The organism is Bradyrhizobium sp. GCM10028915 (assembly GCF_042666195.1).
GTDB classification, from domain to species: Bacteria; Pseudomonadota; Alphaproteobacteria; order Rhizobiales; family Xanthobacteraceae; genus Bradyrhizobium; species Bradyrhizobium canariense_D.
Map to the genome: position 1 here is coordinate 686105 of NZ_JBHTFN010000065.1, position 20238 is coordinate 706342.

The window sequence follows — 20238 nt, forward strand, 5'->3', positions numbered from 1 at the left end:
GTGAGGGGTTCTCTCCGCGAGACCTTACTTTTGAATACGCGGAAACAAACCCCTCATCCGGCGCTTCGCGCCACAAGGGGAGAAGGGGCATCGTGCTTGTGGCTACTTCATCGCGCATTTGTCGTGGAAGCGATCCTGGTCGTTCTCGACGATGGTCGCGACCGTCTTCAGCGAGAGCTGGCCTTCGCCGTCCTTGACCACGTCCTGGAGGTAGAAGTTCTGCACCGGGATGTGGTTCTTGCCGTACTTGAACGGGCCGCGCAGCGACTTGAAGTTGGCCTTCTCCATCTCGGCCTTCATCGCGTCCTTCTTGCTGGTGTCGCCCTTCACCGCGACCACGGCGCTGTTGATGAGCTGGGCCGCGTCGTAGGCTTGCGCGCCGTAATAGGTCGGACGCAGCCCGGGGTACTTCTTGCGATAGTCGGCGACGAAGCGCTTGTTCTGCTCGTTGGGCAGATCATTCACCCATTCCTGCGCACCGGGCACCCCGAGCGCGTTCTCCTTTTGCAGCGGCAGCGACAGCTCGTCGACGGTGAAAGCCGTGTAGAGCGGCATCGTGCTCTTCAGCCCGGCCTGCGCATATTGGTTGAGGAACTGCACGCCGGCTGCACCGGGATAGAACACGAAGATCGACTCGGCACCCGAGGCCCGGGCCTTGGAGAGCTCGGCGGAGAAGTCGAGCTGGCTCGGCCAGACCGTGTATTCCTCGCCCTTGACCTCGCCCTTGAACGTGCTCTTCACGCCCGCCAGCATGTCCTTGCCGGCGGCGTAGTTCGGGCCGATCAGGAACACGCTCTTGACGCCCTTCTGGTTCATGTAGAGGCCCATGGCGGCCGGCGTCTGGTCGTTCTGCCAGGAGGTCGAGAACACGTAAGGCGAGCAGAGCTCGCCCGCGAGCTGCGACGGACCGGCATTGGCCGAGATCAGGAAGGTCTGCGAGTCCACCGCGGTCTTGAGCGAGGCCAGCAGCACGTTCGACCAGATGTAGCCGACGATGAAGTCGACCTTGTCGGACTGCACCAGCTTCTCGGTCTTCTGCTTGCCGACGTCGGGCTTCTGCCCGTCGTCCTCGTAAATCACCTCGACCGGCTTGCCGTCCATCTTGCGGCCGATGTGATCCAGCGCGAGCTCGAACGAGTTGCGCATGTCGTTGCCGATCACGGCGGTCGGGCCGCTGAAGGTCGAAACGAAGCCGATCTTGATGGTGTCGCCGGCGGATGCCGGGCCTGCCAGCACCAGCGCCGCTGCGCCCGCCAGCCAGAATGCCGTCCTCATAACCACTCCCCTCCATATTATTATGCCCGGAAGCAGGGTGATTGCCGCCCCGGGGTCATCTCTATTGAACGCAAAATCTGTCGCGCCGCCAATGGTTCAGCGCCCGCCCTGCACCATATTTCGCCCCGAATGGCGATAGCAAGAAATATAATTCTACTTACTTCGGCTAAGGCTGCGGCGCTTTCTCGCGGGCGCGATACACCCGGCCTATGCCTCGATTGACGACGGCTATTGGACCGCGGCGCCTGATCAGCGTTTAGATGAGGATAGAGCCGCGAGATTCGGAAGGGCGCATCATGACCACGACACCGCACCGCGTCGTCATCGTCGGAGCCGGTTTCGGCGGGCTGGAGGCGACCCACCGGCTCGCCGGCAGCCCGGTCGAGATCACGCTGATCGACCGCCGCAACCATCATTTGTTCCAGCCGCTGCTCTATCAGGTCGCCACCGCCTCGCTCGCCACCAGCGAGATCGCCTGGCCGGTCCGGCACCTGATGCGCGACCGGCGCGATGTTACGACGCTGTTTGCGACGGTCAGCGGCGTCGATGCCGACAGGCGCTGCGTGCTGATCGACGACGGCAGCGAGGTGCCTTACGACACGCTGGTGCTCGCCACCGGCGCGCGTCACGCCTATTTCGGCCACGACGAATGGGAGCAATGGGCGCCGGGTCTTAAAACACTGGAGGACGCGACCACGCTGCGCCGTCATATCCTGGTGGCGTTCGAGCGCGCCGAGCGTGAGACCGATCCGGCCAAACGCGCGGCACGATTGACTTTCGTCATCGTCGGCGCCGGCCCCACCGGCGTCGAACTCGCCGGCACCATCGCCGAGATGGCGCACCACACCTTGCCAGCCGACTTCCGCAACATCGACACCAACAAGGCGCGCGTGGTGCTGATCGAGGCGGGTCCGCGGGTGCTGGCAGGCTTTCCAGATGATCTCTCGGCCTATGCCCAGGCCTCGCTGGAGAAGATCGGCGTCGAGGTCGTGCTCGGCCAAGCCGTCACTGAGATCAACCGCGAGGGCGTGGTGTTCGGCGGCAAGCTGCTCGAAGCCAAGACACGAATCTGGGCCGCCGGCGTGCGCGCCTCGCCCGCGGCGGAATGGCTGGGCGCACCGGCCGATCGCGCCGGGCGCGTCCAAGTGGAGGCCGATCTTACGATCCCCGGTCATCCCGAGATCTTTGCAATTGGCGACACCGTTTTGATCAACGCCTGGGACGGCAAGCCTGTGCCCGGCATCGCGCCGGCCGCCAAGCAGCAGGGCCGTCACGTGGCCGAGACCATCAAGGCCCGGCTGCGCCAGGAGCCGACAGGCCCGTTCCGCTACAAGCACTCCGGCAGCCTCGCGCAGATCGGCAAGCGGCTGGCGGTGATCGACTTCGGCCGCATCAAGCTGCGCGGCACCATCGCGTGGTGGATCTGGGGCATCGCCCATATCTACTTCCTGATCGGCTTGCGCCACCGCCTCAGCGTCGCCCTGAGCTGGCTCTGGATCTACGCCCGCGACCAGCGCGCCGCGCGGCTGATCACGCAGGGATCGAGCAAGGTGGTGTAGGGGCGTTCCTCTCGTGTCCCGGACGCGGCGCGGCATGAAATGGCGCGACGCAGAGCCGGGACCCAGCAGCCATGGGACTCAGAAGTCATGGGACTCAGCCAGTCATGGCCCTGCCTCTGCAGCGCAGCGCTACGCGCCGCAGTTCGTTCGGGCACGAGACCTACTTCACCAACTCACATCCACCTTCCGCCAGCGGCCGAAACGCCTGCTCCGCTGAGATCGTCGAAACCAGCTTGTAATAGTCATACGGATATTTCGACTCCTCCGGCTTCTTCACCTCGAACAGATACATCGGATGCACGACGCGGCCGTCCTGGCGAATCGCGGTGTCGCCGAACAGCTTGTCCTTGCCCTTGAACTTTTTCATCTCAGGCACGGCGTCCTTGGCATTGTCGCTGCCCGTGACGGCAACCGCGTTGAGATAAGCGAGCGTGGAGGCATAGACCCCGGCCTGGTTGCCGCTCGGCATCTTGCCGTTCATGCCGGGCCGCGCCGCGAAGCGCTTGGCGAAGGCGCGGGTGTCGTCGTTCATGTCCCAGTAGAAGGCCTCCATGAGCTGGAGCCCTTGCGCGACCTTGATGCCCATGCCGTGGACGTCGTTGATGAAGAGCAGGAAGGCGACGAGCTTTTGTCCGCCCTGCTGTATCCCGAACTCGGCCGCCTGCTTCACCGCGTTGATGGTGTCGCCGCCGGCATTGGCGAGCCCGATCACTTGGGCCTTCGAGCCCTGCGCCTGCAACAGGAAGGACGCGAAGTCGGACGTGCCGAGCGGATGCTTGGAGGAGCCCAACACCTTGCCGCCATGCGCCTCGATGTATTTCTGGGCTTCCGCCTCGATGCCCTTGCCGAGTGCGTAGTCAACCGTGAGGAAATACCAGTCCTTGCCGCCGCGCGACATCATCGCGGCCGCCGTGGTGTTGCCGGTCGCCCAGGCGTCGTTGACCCACTGGATAGTGTTGGGCGAGCAGGCCTTGCCGGTGAGATCGGAGCTCGCGGTGGACGACGCCAGGAACGTCATGCGGCTGTCGCGCAGCAGCGTGTTGATGGAGAGGCCAACGGCCGAGTTCGGCACGTCGACGATGGCGTCGACGCCCTCGACATCGAGCCATTTGCGCGCGATGGCATTGCCGACGTCGGCCTTGTTCTGGTGATCGGCATAGACGATCTCGACCTTGATGCCTTTGCCGCCGCCGTTGAAATCCTCAGCGGCCATGCGCGCGGCCTCGACCGAGCCCATGCCGTTGGTGTCCTGGAAAATGCCGGAGATGTCGTTGAGCACGCCGACGCGCACGACATTGTCCGAGATCTCAGCATTTGCCGCGCCGCCAATCAGGCTCGCGGCCAGCGCAAGCGTCCACTTCAAGTTCTTCATTGTTCCCTCCCCTGTCGTATTTGTTGTTTGCGATGACGACAGCGTCAGGCTGGCGTAATGCTCACAGGCAGGCTGTCGAGCCCGCGCAGCGTGTTGTTGAAGCGGCGCTGCGGCTCGCCCATGATCTCGATCTTTGCGATCCGGCGGGCCAGCGCCGCGAGCATTGTCTCGCCTTCGAGCCGCGCGACCAGCTGGCCGACGCACATGTGAATACCTGAGCCATAGCCAACATGGCCGGACGTGCGGCGGGTGATGTCGTAGCTGTCGGGCTTGTCCCAGCGCCGCGGATCGCGATTGGCAGCCGCCAGGAACATCAACACCTTCTCGCCCTCACCGATGGTCGCGCCTGACAGTTCGACTTCGCGCGTGGTCGTGCGGAAGAAGGTCTGCACCGGGCTTTCAAAACGAACGGCCTCCTCGAAAGCGTTGCGCGCCAGCGTAAAATCGTTGCGCAGGCGCTGCCACTGCTCAGGGAAGCGCGCGAGACAGTAGACCGCTGCACCGATGCCGTTGACGGTGGTGTCGAGGCCCGCTGACAGAAGCGAACGCACCAACAGCGGCGCTTCGGTCGCGGTGATGGCACCCTCGCCGACATGGGCGTGGATGCAGGCGCCGATGCCGCCGGGCGTGAGGCTGTCCCGCTGGCACTGCTCGGTGACGTAGGCCTGGTGAGGCGCCGAGCGCGCGATCGCCTCGTTGCGCAACTGGTTCGGCGGGCCGAAGGCGTTGAACACCAGGCTCGCATAGGGAATGAGATTCTCGCGTCCCTCAGGCTTAAGCCCGAGCGCATCTGGGAAGATCGACAGCGGATAGGCCTCGGCAAGGTCCGTGATGGCATCGAAGTTGCGTTTCTCCAGCAGCGCGTCCACACGCTCTTCCGCTGCCGCGGCAAAGCGGTCGCGCAGCCCCTTCATCACCGTCGGCGACAGCACCTTTGAGAGCACGGCGCGGGTGCGGGTGTGCTCGGGAGGATCGGCCTCAAGGATCAGGCTGGGCGGCCGCCACGGCGTCTCCTTCGCGAAATCGGCGAGGCCGACGCCGCGGCTGGAGCAGAACGTTGCGGGATCGTTCAGCACGGCATGAACTTCGGCATAGCGCGCCACGCCATAGACGTTCCACTTGTCGAGATAGACGACAGGTCCCGCCTCCCGCAGCAGCTCATGCGTGGGATAGGGATCGGCGAAAAAATCCATCGCGAACGGATCGACGTCGAGATGCGGGACGGCCGACGAACCGTTAATTTCCTGGGAGCTGGAAGTGCTCATGGAAGTCCTCCCTCATTTTGATCTTGTGAAAGGGCCGCGCTTACCTTTAGGTCTCCAGACACGCCGCGAGACAGAATCCCGACATGCCGCCGCCTTCGACCAGAGCCCGCCAGAAACCTGCGCCCGCCGAGACGGGACCGACGCTCGATCTCGACCGCTACGTCCCCGCGTTCATCACCTTCATCGCCAACAAGCTCTCGAACAGCGCCACCGCGTTCTATCAGCGAGAGTTCGGCGTCAACGTCACGGAATGGCGGATCATGTCGCTGCTCGCGATCGAGCCCGGCATTCCCGCCTCGCGCATCTGCCACGTCATCGGTTTCGACAAGGGCCCGGTGAGTCGGACGCTGGCCGGCCTGGAAAAGCGGGGGTTGATCTCGATCCGTACCGATCCCAATGACGGGCGCACCCATTCGATCTCGCTGACGGCGAAGGGCCGCGCCATCCATGACAAGGTGATCGTCGCTGCATTCGAGCGCGAACGGCGCCTGTTGTCCTGCCTGGACAAGGACGAGCGCGAGGTGCTGATCGACCTGTTGCGCCGCCTGCATGAAAATCTCGGCGCGGTGACCGGCAGCACCGAGACCTGACGGGCCACACAGCGGGCGCTGAGCCCTGTCATTTCCAGGCATGCGCCAACATTCGCCGGCGGCACCCTCTCTGCCGAGCATAGCTTCCTCCGATCCGACGCGGCGGTTCCTCCCGCCGTCATCCGTGTCTGGAACGGTTCGCATAAATTAGTTGCGTGGGCAACAAAAGAATCGTGCAGCATAATGCGGCAAGGCGGCTGGCGTAGTTGGGTTTGCCGAGCTCTCCGGACGCGCTGCAGCGTGAAACGCTGCTGCGCAGAGCCGGGATCCATAGATGCCAATCACGAAGAATGGCCCCGGCTCTGCAGCGCATCACTGCGTGCTGCGCTGCGTCCGGGGCACAGGCCCAAGCGCTACAGACCGATCCACTCGCCCGGCGCATCGTCATCCAACCGCGCCACCGCATCGGCACGGCGCGTCAGCACCGCGCGCTGGTTGATGTAGCCCTTGTCGGTGATCTCGCCGCCGTCGACCGACGGCGGCTCGGCGAGCAGCAACGCGCGCGTGGCGTGGCCGGAGGAGTTGGCGCCGTGTTGCTTCAGTTTCGCCAGCCCCCGCGCGATCGCGGCTCTGATCTTCTCATGCGCGAGCACGTCGTTCACGCCTGCGGTCTCGGGCAGGCCGGCATGCGCGCGGCACGCAGCGATGTTCGGAAACACCAGGAAGCGCACCTCGTCGCCGCCATGGCCGGTGACGACGATGTCCTGCGCGAGCGGCGCCAGCGCGGCGATGCCGGCGAGGCGCAGTGTGCCGACACTGACCCAGGTGCCGGAATTGAGCTTGAAATCCTCCGCGACGCGGCCGTCAAAGAATAGGCCGCGTTCGGGCCGGTTCGCGTCGGCGAACTTCACGGCATCACCGATGAGATAAAAGCCCTCGTCGTCAAAAGCCTGCCTGGTCAGCTCCGGCGCCTTCCAATAGCCCGGCGTGACGTTGGGGCCGCGCACGCGCACCTCCCGCTTGTCGCCGGAGGTAACGAGCTTCAGTTCGGTGCCGGGAATGGGCACGCCGATATTGCCCGAGCGCTCCGCGAGGAAATGGCAGTCGGTGGCCAGCGGCGACGTCTCGGTCGAGCCCCAGGCCGAGACCATCGGCATCGCGCGGCCAACAGTCTTGACGGAGAGTTCTTCCAGCGCATCCCAGAGATTCTGCGGCAGCGCCGCACCGGCGTAGAACGCGAATTTCACCTCGCTGAAGAAGCGGCGACACAGCTCCTCGTCGCCGCGCAGCGCCGCGATCAACATGTCGAAGCCGCGCGGCACGTTGAAATAGACCGTCGGCATCACGCTTCTGAGATTGGCGAGCGACATCGCAAACAGACCGGGCGCCGGCTTGCCGCCGTCGATATAGAGCGAGCCGCCATTGCGCAGCACGAGATTGAAATTGTGGTTCGCGCCAAACGTGTGGCTCCAGGGCAGCCAGTCGAGAATGACCAGATCGTCGCGCGCCTGTTCGAGAAAAGTCCAGGTCTGCGCCTTGGCCTGCTGGCTGGACGTCAGCATGCGCTGGGTGTTGATCACGGCTTTCGGCGTGCCGGTCGAGCCCGAAGTGAACAGGAGTTTTACGATCGTATCGGGCGTCACCGCGGCGAAGGCCTTTGCGACGTCGGGGCTCTCGGGCGTTGCCGCGATAGTGCGAAAGGCCAGCGCATCGGCATCGTCGGCATTGCCGCTGATAATCTGCGCGCTATGCAGCGGCTTGATCGCGGCCAGCGCCGCCGCAAACGGCCTCGTCGCGGAGACATAGATCGCGGCGGGCTCAAGCAACGCGATCATGCTCTTGAGCTTGTCGAAGTCCTTTGACATCAGGGAATAGGCCGGCGAGATCGCCGCCGAGGGCACGCCGACGTGCTGCGCCGCCAGTGCCAGCAGCGCATGATCGATGCTGTTGTCGGAGAGGATCGCGAGCGGGCGCTCCGCGCCGAGACCGTGCGCCAGAATCCAGGACGCCGCCGCGCGCGCCTGGCGCAGCGCCTGCGCATAGGTAACGGTGCTCCATGGCGCTTCGGCACTGCTGCGCTCGGCGAGGAAAATCGCGTCGGGCCTCTGCCGCGCCCATTGCTCCAGCCAGTCGCCGACGCAGCGCGCGCCATCGCGCAGAGGCTCGGGCGAGCGCAGCACGATGCTGCCGTCGGCGCGATGCTCGGCAACGGTTCTGGGTGTCGCAAACAGGCTCGAAGCATCACCGCGTGGGGCGGCTGTCATGGTTTCCTCCTCGCCCGGAAGCCGGGACCGGTCGCAGCCTCGTCGCGGCCCGCGTTGGCCAGCATGTTGGCCACGACAATTGTTGGGGCGCAAGCTGGGGCCAAGTGGGACGGGCCCGCCGCCGTTCAAAGGGCTGGTCGCCGCGCATCCGCGGCATGGATTGCTGGCTGCACCTGATCTAGCTGCCTATTATTTGCGCAAATGCTCGTAACAGGGCGCTGACACGAAGGTCCGCCGGAGCTCGAAATATCCCACAAGCCACTGATCTCTCGGTAATATCCGCAGCACTTGTCCTGCCCGGATTCTGTACACAATGGCACATCGCTTGCTTCGATCGGGGTGAAGAGACGTAGCCGGAGATTTGTCGCCATGAAGGCTGAAATGGGGGCTGAGCAGCCTGAAACGGTCGCCGCGATCGTGGCCGCGCATCGCGCGGGCACGCTCACACCGGCGCAGACGGTCGCGCGCACCTATCAGCGCATCCGCGACCACAACGACCCCGCCGTCTTCATCAGCCTGCGCGACGAAAAGGACGCGATCACGGAGGCCGAGAAGCTCGCCACCAAGGACGCCGCCAGCCTGCCGCTCTATGGCGTGCCGGTCGTGGTGAAGGACAATATCGACGCGCTGGGATTTCCGACCACCGCGGCGTGCCCGGCCTTCTCGTATACCCCGACACATGATTCGACCGCGGTGCAGCGGCTGCGCGCCGCCGGCGCGATCATCATCGGCAAGACCAATCTCGACCAGTTCGCGACCGGCCTTGTCGGCGTGCGCTCGCCCCACGGCATCCCCAGAAACGCGATCCGCGAGGACCTCATTCCCGGCGGCTCGAGCTCGGGATCGGCCACCGCCGTCGGCGCCGGGCTGGTGCCACTGTCGCTCGGCACCGACACCGCCGGCTCAGGCCGCGTGCCGGCGATGCTCAACAACATCGTCGGTCTCAAGCCGAGCCTCGGCATGATTTCGACCGCTGGCCTGGTGCCGGCCTGCCGGACGCTCGACTGCATCTCGGTATTCGCTTTGACGGTCGACGACGCCGCGCTGGCGCTCTCCGTGATGGCAGGTCCCGATCAGGCAGATCCGTTCTCGCGCGACCGGCCGCTTGGCGCGATCACCCCGCTCCCGGCAAACCTGCGCCTGGGCGTGCCACGCAGCGGACAGCTGATCTTCTTCGGCGACAAGAAGGCGGAAGCGGCTTACGCCGAGGCGCTGAAGCGCTGGACCGCGCTTGGGGCAACGCTCGTCGAATTCGACCTCGAGCCGTTCTATGAGACGGCCCGACTGCTCTACGAGGGACCGTGGGTGGCCGAGCGCTATCTCGTGATCCGCGACCTGCTCGCCTCGGCACCGGAGGCGATCCATCCCGTGACGCGCGAGATCACCGCGGCCGGTGCGCGGTTGACGGCGACGGACACCTTCTCCGCGCTCTATCGTCTGCAGGGCCTGCGCAAGATCGCCGAACGCACCTTCACCAATATCGACGCGCTGGTGCTGCCGACGGCGCCGACGGCCTATACGACCGCGCAAGTGCGGGCCAATCCGGTCGAGCTCAACAGCCGGCTCGGCACCTATACCAATTTTGTCAATCTGCTCGATCTCTGTGGTCTCGCGCTGCCGGCGGCGATGCGCGCCGACGGCATCCCGTTCGGCATCACAATTCTTGCACCCACCGGGCACGATGCGCTGCTCGCCAGCATCGGCCGCGTGTTCCATGCCGATACCAAACTGACGCTTGGCGCAAAGGGCGTCGTGCAAGCCTCGCTGGCGCCGCTTGCCGCAAGCGGCGTCGACGAGATTCCCATCGCCGTGGTCGGCGCGCATCTGTCCGGCATGGCGCTGAACGGCGAACTGAAAGCGCTGAACGGCCAGCTGATCGAGGCAACCAGGACCGCGGCGGACTACAAGCTCTACGCATTGAAGACCACGCCGCCAAAGCCGGGCATGCTGCGCGTCGAGGCCGGCAAGGGCGCGTCGATCGAGCTGGAAATCTGGTCGCTGTCGTCGTCCGCCTTCGGCAAGTTCGTCAACGCGATTCCCGCGCCGATGGCGATCGGCACGGTGCGGCTGGCCGATGGCCGCAGCGTGAAGGGATTTCTCGTCGAGCCCGAGGTGCTGGGCGAGGCTCGCGACATCACCGCGTATGGCGGCTGGCGGAAGTATATGGCGGAAGCTACGACAGCGTAGGTCTCGTAGGTGGGCAAAGCGAAACGTGCCCGCCATCACCGTCAGCTTGGGGAGATGGTGGGCACGGCGCTTTGCGCCTTTGCCCACCCTACGCAACCGTGCGCGCGCCCCTAAACCGACACCGCGTAGATCTCGTACTCCCCGCGCACCAGCTCGATATGCGCGCGCATCGCGGCGGCGGCGCCCTGCTTGTCGCCGCGCATGATGGCGACGACAACGCGGTCGTGCTCGGCTTGCGACTTGGCGAGACGGCCGAGATTGCGGAACTGGGCGCGGCGAAACGGCTGTACGCGCACGCGCGTCGCCAGCGTGATCTCGGCGATGTAGCCGTTCTGCGATCCCGCATAGATCGCGTTGTGGAAGCGCTCGTTGACCTCGTGGAAGCGCTCGGGATTGCCGGCGTAGCTCAACACCCGCAGTTCTTCGTGGATGGCTTCCAGGCCGTGACGCTCAGTGGCGGACATGCGCTCGGCGGCAAGACCCGCACACAGCGCCTCAAGCTCCGCCATGGCCTCGAACATGCCCGTCAGCCGTTCGAACGAGGGCTGCGCCACCACCGCGCCGCGATGAGCGCGCGCTTCGACGAGGCCGCTTGCCACGAGCTGACGCAGGGCTTCCCGCACCGGCGTGCGCGAAACGCTGAAGCGGCGCGCGATGTCGGTCTCGTCAAGCGGCGCACCGGGTGGCAGAGCTCCGCGCACGATCTCGTCGGCGAGTTGCAGGCGCAGCTCCTCGGCGCGCGTGACCTTGTGCGCTGACGGCGCCCCCCGGTCGACACGCGGCACCGCCGGTTCGGCCGGCAGCGTTCCGGGCGGAAGATCGTCAAGCGTCATACGGTCAGGTCTCTTTCGACTCGTCGATGATGCTGACATGGGCGGCGACGACGCGCCAGCCCTCCGGGAATTTTACCCAGGTCTGCATCTGCCGGCCGACCTTACCCGGCATCGTGTCGCGATAGAACAGGGTGGAGGCGACCGCGGTGTCGCGGCCATAGCTGGTGATCACGGTTTTGGCGGTGCGGCGGTTGAGGCCGACCGGCGAGCGCCCGGCGCGGAATCCGGAGATCGCCTCATAGCCGTAGAGGTTCTCGCCGATGCCATAGCGCAGCGTGCGGGGATCGTTGCGAAAGAGCTCGCCGAGCACCGCGACGTCGTTGGTGATCAGGGCCTGCTCATAGCGCTCGAATGCGGCTTTGACGTCCGCGATCACGTCGGGGAGATCGATCTCCATCTCAAAATCCTTTTGGGCTGGGCGCGGCGGCGACGCCCATCTTCTCCAACGCGTACGCGACGCGCAGCGCGATGTCCTCGCGCCATGGCGCGGCGATGATCTGCACGCCGATCGGCAACGGTTCGAGCGGCACCGGCACGGCGACGACGGGGAGGCCGATGAATGAGATCGGCTGGGTGTGGATGCCGATATTGGCGCGCACCGGCAGCTCGACGCCGCCGAGATTGAAATTGACCTGGCCGAGCTTCGGCGCGGTGCATGGCGTCGCCGGTGCGATCAGTACGTCGACGGATTTGAAAATCTCCGCGAATTGCGCGCGATACCAGCGGCGGAATTTTTGCGCGCGGTCGACCAGCGGCGCCGGCACCATGGCGCCCGCGATCAGCCGGTCGCGCACGGCAGGATCGAAGTCGTTCGGGCGTGTGCGCAGCCGATCGAGATGCAGCGAGGCGCCCTCGGTGGTGGTGATGACATAGGCCGCCGCGCGGGCGCGCGCGGCTTCGGGCACGTCCACCACGCGCGTTGCACCCAGCGCCTTGGCGACGCGGCTGACGGCTTCGACGGCTTCCGGAAACAAATTTTTCTGGAAGTAGCCGCCGGCGATCGCGATGCGCAGGTCGGACACCGGATTGGCAAGCAGCGGTGTCGTCGGCTCCAGACCACGTGTGGTGGTGCAGGCGGCATCGTCGGCATCCGGTCCCTGCATGGCGTCATAGGCCAGCGCGAGATCGGTGGCGGAGCGCGCGAACGGGCCGAGATGATCGAGGCTCGCGACGAACGGGAAAGAGCGCGCACGCGAGAGCCGGCCATAGGTCGGCTTCAGGCCGAAGATGCCGCAGAACGAGGACGGCACGCGGATCGAACCGTTGGTGTCGGAACCGAGCGCGATCGGCACCAGCGCGCCACCAACGGCGCTGCCCGAGCCGCCGGAGGAGCCGCCGCTCATCCGCGTCGTATCGTGCGGATTGCGCGAGGGACCGTCATGGACGTTCTCGCCGGTGAAGTCGTAGGCGTATTCGCCCATGTTGAGCGCGCCGACCAGCACGGCGCCGGCCGCTTCCATCCGCTCGATCAGCGTGGCGTCGCGGCTGGCGGGCACGCGGTCTCGGTTGATCTTCGAACCCGCGCGGGTGGCGAGGCCCGCGATGTCGAACAGATTCTTCACCGCAAAGGGCACGCCGGCGAGCGGGCCGACGGTCTTGCCGGCGGCGATATCGGCATCGATTGCGCGCGCTTTGGCGCGGGCGCGATCGGCGGCGATGTCGGTAAACGCATTGAGGATGGTGTCGTGCTGCTTGATGCGCGCAAGCGCGGCTTCGGTCGCATCGAGCGCGGACATCTTGCGGCCCGCAACCGCGCTCGCGATCTCGGAGGCCGTCATCTCTGGCTTGGTCGTCATGGCGGCGTCAGACCGTGAACACGGGCGCCGGCTCGGCCTCGTCCGGCAGCGCGAATTCGTCGACGAGGCGGCCGAGCCGCAGCGAGACCTCGAGATTGGCGCGGATGGACGCCCTCCATGCTTCCTCGACGGGCAACGCCAACGCTTTGGTGACAGCGTCGATATAATCGTCCAACGGTTCGGCCATCACGCTCCCAAACAAGCTCTCAGTGTGCGCCCAGTGTCTGCAGCGGCGGATGCGGGATCGCCGTCAGCAGCTCCTTGGTGTAGTCGTCCTGCGGATCGCTCAAGACCCTCTCGGAAGATCCTTCCTCGACGATTCGACCCGACCGCATGACAATGACACGATCGCACAACAAGCGCACTACGTTCAAATCATGCGAGACGAACAGATAACTCATACCTAGCCGGGCCTTGAGGTCCTGGAGCAGATTGAGGACCACGGCCTGGACCGAAACGTCGAGCGCGGCGGTCGGCTCGTCCAGGATGACCAGTTTCGGGTGCAGGGCGATGGCGCGGGCGATGCCGACGCGGGCCTTCTGGCCGCCCGACAATTGGTGCGGGAAGCGATCCAGCAGATTGTGCGGCAGGCCCACCATGGTGGCGAGCTCCTCGCAGCGGGCGCGGAGCGCGTCGCGCCCCCTGACGTCGCCGAGCTGCATGATGGGATCGGCGATGGCACGCACGGCGGTGAAGCGCGGGTTGAGGCTGTCGGTCGGATCCTGGAACACCATCTGGATGCGGCTGCGCTGCGGCAGCCGGGCAAAGCCGGCGGGCGCGATGCCGCCGATGTCCTCGCCGTCGAACTGGATCAGCCCCGAGGTCTGGTCCAGCAGCCGCATCACCATCATCGACGTGGTCGATTTGCCGCAGCCGGACTCGCCGACCAGGCCGACGCTCTCGCCGTGACCGACCGTGAAGCTGATGCCGTCGACCGCGCGGAACACGTCGGGCTCTACAGGCGGCTTGCGGCCGAACAATTTCCCGAGCGTGGCAGTGGCGCCCTGACGGGGATATTCCTTGACCAGCTTGTCGATGAGGAGAAGGGGCGTCTTGCCCGCCGCGGCGGTCGGAGCCAATTCCGCGGATGCTGCGCTCGTGGCGGCGAGTGCTGCGCCTTCCTCCTCCGGCAACAGATCCCGCAGGCTCACGCCGAGCCGCGGCGTCGCGCGCATCAGCTTCTTGGTGTAGGGGTGCTGCGGGTTGGCGAAGATGTCGGCGGCCTTGGCGGTCTCGACCACCCTGCCCTTTTCCATCACGACGACGCGGTCGCAATAAGCAGCGGCGAGGCCGAGATCGTGCGTGATCAGGATGGTGGACATTGCCTTGCGCTTGGTCAATTCCACGATCAGATCCATCACCGCCTTCTGCGTGGTGACGTCCAATCCGGTCGTCGGCTCGTCCGCGATCAGTAGCTGCGGATTGCAGGCGAGCGCGAGCGCGATGACAACGCGCTGGCACATGCCGCCGGACAGCTCGAACGGATAGGCGTGATAGCGCTCGCGCGGGCGGGCGATCTTGACCTGCTCCAGCGCCTCGATCGCCTTCTCGCCGCGGTCCGAAACCATGGCCTGCTGGACATGGGTGCGCAGCACGTCCTCGATCTGGTCGCCGACCTTCCGGATCGGGTTGAGCGCGGCGCGCGGATTCTGGAAGATCATCGAGACTTCGCGACCGCGCAAATCGCGCATCTGGTCTTCGGTCGCAGCCTTGACGTCGATGCCCGAGAACATCACCGAGCCTTCGGCGATCCGCCCCGCGCGGTCGAGAATGCGCATCACCGCGTAGGAGGTCACCGATTTGCCGGAGCCTGACTCGCCGACGATCGCGAGCGTCTCGCCCTTGGCGACGGAAATGTTGACGTGCTGCACCGCCTTGACGATGCCGCGGCGGGTGCTGAATTCGACGGTAAGGTCCTGGACGTCGAGCAGCGGCGGGGCGGTCATGGGCACCTCCCAACTAAAAATGGCGAAAACAACCCCATGCACAGTAGAATGAGGTTGATTTCATTGGGGAATTTCGAGCGAAAAAGTACGCCTAACCCAGCCATCACGTCCTCCGCTGGGGGTCGACGATGTCGCGCAGGCCGTCGCCGACGAGGTTGAAGCAGAACACGGCGATCATCAGAGCTAGGCCCGGGAATAGCGCGATCCACCATTCGCCTGACACCATGAAGCCGGCGCCTTCGGCGACCATGATGCCCCATTCCGCCGTCGGCGGACGCACGCCGAGGCCGATGAACGAGAGACCGGCGGCATTGAGGATGGCGTAGCCCATGGTCAGCGACATCTGCACGATCATGATCGGCATGATGTTCGGCAGGATATGCACGAGGAGAATGCGGAATTCGCCGTTGCCGGACAGCCGCGCGGCCTGCACGAAGCCGGCATTGCGGCGGACATTGGCTTCGGCGCGCGCGACGCGGGCATAGAGCGGAAAGTTCACGATGGCCGTGGCCAGGATGATGTTCTGCACCGTATTGCCGAGCGCGGCGACGATGCCCATGGCGAGCACGAACAGCGGGAATGCCATGATGGTGTCGGCGATGCGGCCGACGATGCGATCGGTCCAGCCGCCGAAATAGCCGGCCGCGATGCCGGCGAGCCCGCCCATCAGGAACACCAGCGCGACGGAGGCGACCGCGATGAACGTATCGAGCCGCGTCGCCACCACGACCCGGCTGAAGATGTCGCGGCCCAATTGGTCGGTACCGAACCAGTGCGCGGCCGACGGCGGCTTCAGCGACACCACGGTGTCGGACGCCAGCGGGTCATACGGCACCACATAGGGGCCGAAGATCGCGGCAAGGAGGATCACGATCAGCAGCGCGAATGCAAAGCCGGTGACCTTGTTCTCGCCGAGCACGTAGCGGGTCTGGTCGAGGAGCGCGACGAGACCCGACGTGCGCGCGGGGCCGACGGGTTCAACGGCAGGCGCAACGGTGCTCATGACTCTATCCTTTTGAGCATGATCTGATCGGAAAACCGGTGCCCACTTTTCCGGATCATGCTCTACCCCTCCAGCCGCACGCGCGGATCGATCACGCCATAGAGAATGTCGATCACGAGATTGAGCAGCACGTACATCACCGCCATGGTCAGCACGAACCCCTGCACCGGCGCGAAGTCCGACGAGATCAGCGCTTCGACGGCGTAAGAGCCGATGCCTGGCCAGGCGAACACTTTCTCCACCAGCACGTTGGCGCCGAGCAGGAACGAGAACACCATGCTCAGCGTGGTGATGACGGGGAGCATCGCGTTGCGGAAGGCGTAGGTGACGATGACGGTCGCCGGCGACAGGCCGCTGGCACGCGCGGTGCGCACGAATTCGGAGGACAGCACCGCCAGCATCGAGGCGCGCGTCATGCGCGCGATCGGCGCCAGCGAGAAGATCGCAAGCGTCGTCGCCGGCAGGATGAGCTGGCTGCATGCCGAACGGAACGCCTCGAAGTCGCGCGCGATCAGGGTGTCGATCAGATAGAAGCCGGTCACTGTCGGCGGCGCGCTGTAGAACACATCGAGCCGGCCGAGCGGCGCGGGCGACCAGCCGAGCCGGAAATAGAACACATAGACCAGCACCAGACCTGTGAAGAACACCGGCAGCGAGACGCCGGCCGTCGTCGTCACACGGCAGAGATGGTCGACCCATGAGCCCGGCCGCGTCGCCGCCAGCACGCCGAGCGGAATCGCGATCACGACCGAGACGATGAGGCCGAGCAGCGTCAGCTCGGCGGAGGCCGGCAGGCGGTTGCGGATCTCGGCTGCGACCGGCTGGCCGGTCGTGAGCGAGTTGCCGAAATCGCCATGGGCGAGATCGTTGGTGTAGCGAAAGAACTGCTCGATCAGCGGCTTGTCGAGGCCGAGTTTTTTCCGGATCTGCTCGACGGCTTCTTTCGTTGCGGCGGGGCCGGCGAAATACGCCGCGGGATCACCGGGCAATGCGCGGGTCAGCAGGAAGGTGACGATGACGACCCCGATCAGCGAAGGAATCGCGAACATCAGGCGCTTGCCGATCATGGTCAGCATGGGGTTGCGCTCCTGCTGCTCTGCGTTTGTGGGCGGGTTCGCGCCACGTGCTCCGCTGCGCCCCCTCTCCCACGCAACCGGGGTCTACCCCGGTTGCGCATTGGTGATTGGCGCAAGTCGGGCAGGCCCGACTTGCGATGGGAGAGGGGCAGGGTGAGGGGGAGCCCCAAGCGAGATCGGAGTTCGTGGCTACCCCTCACCCTGCCCCTCTCCCACAAGGGGAGATGGAATGATTGAGCGGTGGCCGCCTCACTCAGAAAGAGAGTCGATGACGCGACCATCTCGCCCGCCATCCCCTTACCCCTTCGCCATCGCGCGATAATCCAGCCTCCGGTGGAACCAGTATTGGTAGCCGCTGATGTTCTTCTGCATCGCGACGTTGACGAACGGCTGGTACAGCGGGATGCGCGGGATGTCGCTGTAGGCGAGGTCGACGAAGCCCTTCACGTCGGTGTCGTAGGTCGCGGTGTCGCCGGTCGCGGCGGCCGCGCGTGCGCCGTCGATCAGCTTGTCCATCTCCGCCGACTTGTAGCTCATGGTGTTGAAGACGGAATTATTGCCGTGATAGCACCAGTAGAAGAAGTATTCGGGGTAATCGAGCCAGCCCGAGAATACGTTGGTGAAGAGCGGCATTTCCTTCTTGTTCAATTCGGTGCGCCAGTTGGCGCCGGGCACCTTGTTGATGGTGGTCTTGATGCCGATCTGGGCCAGGCTCTCCTGCACCAGCACGCAGAGCGGCTCGTTGACGCCGGCGAAGTTGAGGTCGAACGAGATCGTGGTCTCGAAGCCGTTCGGGTAGCCGGCCTCGGCCAGCAGCGCCTTCGCCTTGTCCATGTCGGTGTTGTATTTGTGCGGCTGCGGCCAGGCGACTTCGGTTGGCTTGTCCTTGGGCGCGCCGAACATCGGGTTAGCCAGCCCGAACATCACCGCGTCCATGATCTTCTGATAGGGAATCGCGCAGGCGACCGCCTGACGTACCTTGGGATTGTCGAACGGCGGCTTGGTCACGTTCATGCCGATATACTGGATGCCGTTGGAGAACGGCAGCGACACCACGTTGAGCTTGCCGCTCGCCTTCATCTCCTGGAAATCCTTGAACGGCAGCTCATAGGAGATGTCGGCGTCGCCGCGCTCCAGCAGCGCGCGGCGATTGCCGGCCTGCGGCACCATGCGCCAGATCACGCGCTTGATCTTCGGCAGCGGGCCGCCGACCCAATCGTCGTTGCGCTCCATCACCACTTCGGTGCCGGCGGTCCACTTCGTCACCTTGTAGGCGCCGGAGCCCGCGGTCTGCTGCTTGGTGAATTCGAGTCCCCAGGGATCCTTCTCGCTGGCGTTCTTCTTCACCAGCTCGGAATTGATGATGCAGGGCACGATCACCGCGAGATCGGGGATCGTCAGCTTGTCCTTCTTCAGGAAGTCGACACGTACCGTGTAGTCGTCGATCACGACGAACTGCTCGGGTTTCGTGAGCGAGCCCGCGCTCATCTGGAAGGTGGGGAATCCGCCGACGCTGACGGCTCGGTCGAGCGACCACTTCACGTCCTTGGCGGTCACAGGCGCGCCGTCGTGGAATTTGGCGTTCTTCTTCAGCTTGAAGGTGACCGACATGTCGTCGATCTTGAAGTCCTCGGCGAGTTCGCCCTTGAACTTGTCGCGGTCGTAATAGGGCACGCCGCCGGGGCCGGTCTTCATCTCGTGGCTGAGCAGGCGGTCGTAGCAATTCCAGGACACCTCATAGCCGGGCACGTTGGTGCCGACGCCGTGGATATCGAGATTGTTGGGGCCGCCTTCCGAGACGATCAGCAGCGTCTCCGAGCGCGCATCGGCCTTGGCCGACGAGATCACGGACGGCATGGCCGGAAGCGCCGCGCCTGCGGCCAATCCGGAAACGGACTTGAGGAAATCGCGGCGCTTCATGGAATGGCTCCAACACAAAAGTTTTCTGGTTGGAACTGGATTCGCAAGGTTCGTGCCAAGGCTTAAGCAAGGATTAAACCAGCATAAGCCCATGAAATGTTTATAGGAAAAGGCTGCTATCCGGGCCGTCGATCAGAAGCCAAGCCGTCGGACATTGCATACAAACAGGTATATTTGCCTAAAAAATAGGCTTTCGACAATACCAGCCTATTGCGTGAGCGCGTCTCGCCCCTAGGTGGCGCGGCTATCGATCGCGGCCCGTCACCCCGGCCAGATCAGCTCCTGAAGTTCGACCAGATCATCCGCCTGCTCCTGCCAGCCCTCGATGCAGATGTGGCTGTTGAGGTCGCTGGCGCGATGCAGCAGCATCAGGGCCATCAGCCGTCGCTTGAGCGCGAAGTCGAGCTTCGCATAGCCAAAGCCTTCGAGCAGGTTGCGCACCCTGCCCGGCCGGCCCGCTGCCATGAAGGCGCTAGGGCCGAGCAGATCGTAGTCCCGCCATCCCGCCAGCACGTCGCCGAAGTCGAACAGGCCGGCGAGCGACCATTGATCGTCGTGGCGGGCGAGCAGGAAGTTCTCCGGAATGTATTCGCCGATCAGGATCACCGGCGACGCATCCATCGGAATGAGCGCGGCCGCATCACGCAGGAGATCGTCGAGGCTGGCGAGGAATTTCGGCGCCAGGCCGAGACGCGTGTGCCGCGCCTTGCAGCCCTGCATCTGGGCCCGCATGAAGTCGTCCCAGCGCGGCTGGATCTGCGCGAGTGAGCCGAGCGGCGCGCGCTGCACGGCGGCGATGGTCTCGCCGATCTGTCGCAGCACGCGCTCCTTCTGCGCTTCCGGCAACGACGGCCAGACCTCCGAGCCGAGCGTGCCGGCAAGGCGTGTGATGATCAGATAAGGCCAGCCGTCGCGATCGCCTTCCGCGACGATCTCGGGAATTGGCAAATCAATGCGACCGGCAAGTTGGGCCAGCGAGCCGTGCTCGGAGACGAACTGCGCGCGGAGCAGCGGCGGGAAGATTTTCAGGATCAGGCGATCGCCGAGCCCGACCACGAGATTGGTGCCGGTCGCAAAGACGTGCGGCGCGCTGGCATCGAGATCGTGGCTGCGGGCGATGTCGAGCGCGATCGGCAGCCATCGCGGAGGGTCGGCGCGAAAGGCGCGAAAGCTTGCCGCGTCGGCGCAGTGAGGGAGTTTCATCGACATCGT

Annotated in this window: 16 protein-coding genes; 3 read left to right on the forward strand and 13 right to left on the reverse strand. The window is 65.0% G+C overall.

Annotated elements, in window-relative coordinates:
* Positions 1–102: 102 nt before the first annotated feature.
* Entirely contained in the window at positions 103–1275 is a 1173-nt protein-coding gene (locus ACFQX9_RS32940; RefSeq protein WP_018456026.1) for an ABC transporter substrate-binding protein, read from the reverse strand.
* Positions 1276–1571: 296 nt separating this feature from the next.
* On the opposite strand from ACFQX9_RS32940, the gene ACFQX9_RS32945 reads away from it, so the two are divergent.
* The gene (locus ACFQX9_RS32945; protein WP_018456025.1) at positions 1572–2834 is read left to right on the forward strand and encodes an NAD(P)/FAD-dependent oxidoreductase; all 1263 of its coding nucleotides are present in this window, start codon (positions 1572–1574) and stop codon (positions 2832–2834) included.
* A gap of 160 nt (positions 2835–2994) precedes the next feature.
* Here ACFQX9_RS32945 and ACFQX9_RS32950 read toward each other — a convergent pair whose 3' ends face one another.
* Positions 2995–4206: an ABC transporter substrate-binding protein gene (locus tag ACFQX9_RS32950; RefSeq protein ID WP_377791566.1), complete on the reverse strand. Its 1212-nt coding sequence runs from the start codon at positions 4204–4206 to the stop codon at positions 2995–2997.
* 44 nt (positions 4207–4250) lie between these two features.
* Positions 4251–5471 (reverse strand): cytochrome P450, encoded by a 1221-nt coding sequence (locus tag ACFQX9_RS32955; protein WP_368508879.1) that lies wholly within the window; start codon positions 5469–5471, stop codon positions 4251–4253.
* An 83-nt stretch (positions 5472–5554) separates the two neighbouring features.
* Here ACFQX9_RS32955 and ACFQX9_RS32960 point away from each other — a divergent pair, with 83 nt between their 5' ends.
* Positions 5555–6061, forward strand: coding sequence for a MarR family winged helix-turn-helix transcriptional regulator (locus ACFQX9_RS32960; RefSeq protein ID WP_018456022.1), 507 nt, complete (start codon positions 5555–5557; stop codon positions 6059–6061).
* 353 nt (positions 6062–6414) lie between these two features.
* Here the strand turns inward: ACFQX9_RS32960 and ACFQX9_RS32965 are convergent, their stop codons facing one another.
* Positions 6415–8265: a feruloyl-CoA synthase gene (locus ACFQX9_RS32965; RefSeq protein ID WP_085349655.1), complete on the reverse strand. Its 1851-nt coding sequence runs from the start codon at positions 8263–8265 to the stop codon at positions 6415–6417.
* A 369-nt stretch (positions 8266–8634) separates the two neighbouring features.
* Between ACFQX9_RS32965 and atzF the strand changes: the two genes are divergently transcribed.
* The gene (gene atzF, locus ACFQX9_RS32970) at positions 8635–10452 is read left to right on the forward strand and encodes an allophanate hydrolase (RefSeq protein ID WP_166520820.1); all 1818 of its coding nucleotides are present in this window, start codon (positions 8635–8637) and stop codon (positions 10450–10452) included.
* 110 nt (positions 10453–10562) lie between these two features.
* Here the strand turns inward: atzF and ACFQX9_RS32975 are convergent, their stop codons facing one another.
* The 9 genes from ACFQX9_RS32975 to ACFQX9_RS33015 form a co-directional block, all read right to left on the reverse strand.
* Positions 10563–11285: a GntR family transcriptional regulator gene (locus ACFQX9_RS32975; RefSeq protein ID WP_368508881.1), complete on the reverse strand. Its 723-nt coding sequence runs from the start codon at positions 11283–11285 to the stop codon at positions 10563–10565.
* A 4-nt stretch (positions 11286–11289) separates the two neighbouring features.
* Positions 11290–11682, reverse strand: a complete 393-nt coding sequence (hpxZ, locus tag ACFQX9_RS32980) for an oxalurate catabolism protein HpxZ (RefSeq protein ID WP_007615793.1) — start codon at positions 11680–11682, stop codon at positions 11290–11292.
* A gap of 1 nt (position 11683) precedes the next feature.
* Positions 11684–13081, reverse strand: a complete 1398-nt coding sequence (locus ACFQX9_RS32985) for an AtzE family amidohydrolase (protein ID WP_166517593.1) — start codon at positions 13079–13081, stop codon at positions 11684–11686.
* 7 nt (positions 13082–13088) lie between these two features.
* Positions 13089–13268 carry a DUF4089 domain-containing protein gene (locus ACFQX9_RS32990; protein WP_085384932.1) on the reverse strand — a complete coding sequence of 60 codons (180 nt, stop codon included), beginning with the start codon at positions 13266–13268 and terminating at the stop codon, positions 13089–13091.
* A 19-nt stretch (positions 13269–13287) separates the two neighbouring features.
* Positions 13288–15027: a dipeptide ABC transporter ATP-binding protein gene (locus tag ACFQX9_RS32995; RefSeq protein WP_377791567.1), complete on the reverse strand. Its 1740-nt coding sequence runs from the start codon at positions 15025–15027 to the stop codon at positions 13288–13290.
* A gap of 103 nt (positions 15028–15130) precedes the next feature.
* Positions 15131–16030 (reverse strand): ABC transporter permease, encoded by a 900-nt coding sequence (locus ACFQX9_RS33000; protein WP_377791568.1) that lies wholly within the window; start codon positions 16028–16030, stop codon positions 15131–15133.
* A gap of 62 nt (positions 16031–16092) precedes the next feature.
* A complete protein-coding gene (locus tag ACFQX9_RS33005) occupies positions 16093–17106 on the reverse strand; it encodes an ABC transporter permease (RefSeq protein ID WP_018456013.1) in 1014 nt (337 codons plus the stop codon).
* Positions 17107–17403: 297 nt separating this feature from the next.
* Positions 17404–19026 carry an ABC transporter substrate-binding protein gene (locus tag ACFQX9_RS33010; protein WP_085349651.1) on the reverse strand — a complete coding sequence of 541 codons (1623 nt, stop codon included), beginning with the start codon at positions 19024–19026 and terminating at the stop codon, positions 17404–17406.
* Positions 19027–19287: 261 nt separating this feature from the next.
* Positions 19288–20235: an aminoglycoside phosphotransferase family protein gene (locus ACFQX9_RS33015; protein ID WP_377791569.1), complete on the reverse strand. Its 948-nt coding sequence runs from the start codon at positions 20233–20235 to the stop codon at positions 19288–19290.
* Positions 20236–20238: the final 3 nt, after the last annotated feature.

Excerpts from the sequence above, each read along its gene's own strand:
- ACFQX9_RS32965 (WP_085349655.1), bottom strand. The coding sequence starts at position 8,265 with ATGACAGCCGCCCCACGCGGTGATGCTTCGAGCCTGTTTGCGACACCC.
- ACFQX9_RS32960 (WP_018456022.1), top strand. The coding sequence starts at position 5,555 with ATGCCGCCGCCTTCGACCAGAGCCCGCCAGAAACCTGCGCCCGCCGAG.
- ACFQX9_RS32975 (WP_368508881.1), bottom strand. The coding sequence starts at position 11,285 with ATGACGCTTGACGATCTTCCGCCCGGAACGCTGCCGGCCGAACCGGCG.
- ACFQX9_RS32990 (WP_085384932.1), bottom strand. The coding sequence starts at position 13,268 with ATGGCCGAACCGTTGGACGATTATATCGACGCTGTCACCAAAGCGTTG.
- ACFQX9_RS32945 (WP_018456025.1), top strand. The coding sequence starts at position 1,572 with ATGACCACGACACCGCACCGCGTCGTCATCGTCGGAGCCGGTTTCGGC.
- ACFQX9_RS32950 (WP_377791566.1), bottom strand. The coding sequence starts at position 4,206 with ATGAAGAACTTGAAGTGGACGCTTGCGCTGGCCGCGAGCCTGATTGGC.
- hpxZ (WP_007615793.1), bottom strand. The coding sequence starts at position 11,682 with ATGGAGATCGATCTCCCCGACGTGATCGCGGACGTCAAAGCCGCATTC.
- ACFQX9_RS32985 (WP_166517593.1), bottom strand. The coding sequence starts at position 13,081 with ATGACGACCAAGCCAGAGATGACGGCCTCCGAGATCGCGAGCGCGGTT.
- ACFQX9_RS33010 (WP_085349651.1), bottom strand. The coding sequence starts at position 19,026 with ATGAAGCGCCGCGATTTCCTCAAGTCCGTTTCCGGATTGGCCGCAGGC.
- ACFQX9_RS33000 (WP_377791568.1), bottom strand. The coding sequence starts at position 16,030 with ATGAGCACCGTTGCGCCTGCCGTTGAACCCGTCGGCCCCGCGCGCACG.
- ACFQX9_RS33005 (WP_018456013.1), bottom strand. The coding sequence starts at position 17,106 with ATGCTGACCATGATCGGCAAGCGCCTGATGTTCGCGATTCCTTCGCTG.
- ACFQX9_RS32995 (WP_377791567.1), bottom strand. The coding sequence starts at position 15,027 with ATGACCGCCCCGCCGCTGCTCGACGTCCAGGACCTTACCGTCGAATTC.
- atzF (WP_166520820.1), top strand. The coding sequence starts at position 8,635 with ATGAAGGCTGAAATGGGGGCTGAGCAGCCTGAAACGGTCGCCGCGATC.
- ACFQX9_RS32940 (WP_018456026.1), bottom strand. The coding sequence starts at position 1,275 with ATGAGGACGGCATTCTGGCTGGCGGGCGCAGCGGCGCTGGTGCTGGCA.
- ACFQX9_RS33015 (WP_377791569.1), bottom strand. The coding sequence starts at position 20,235 with ATGTCGATGAAACTCCCTCACTGCGCCGACGCGGCAAGCTTTCGCGCC.
- ACFQX9_RS32955 (WP_368508879.1), bottom strand. The coding sequence starts at position 5,471 with ATGAGCACTTCCAGCTCCCAGGAAATTAACGGTTCGTCGGCCGTCCCG.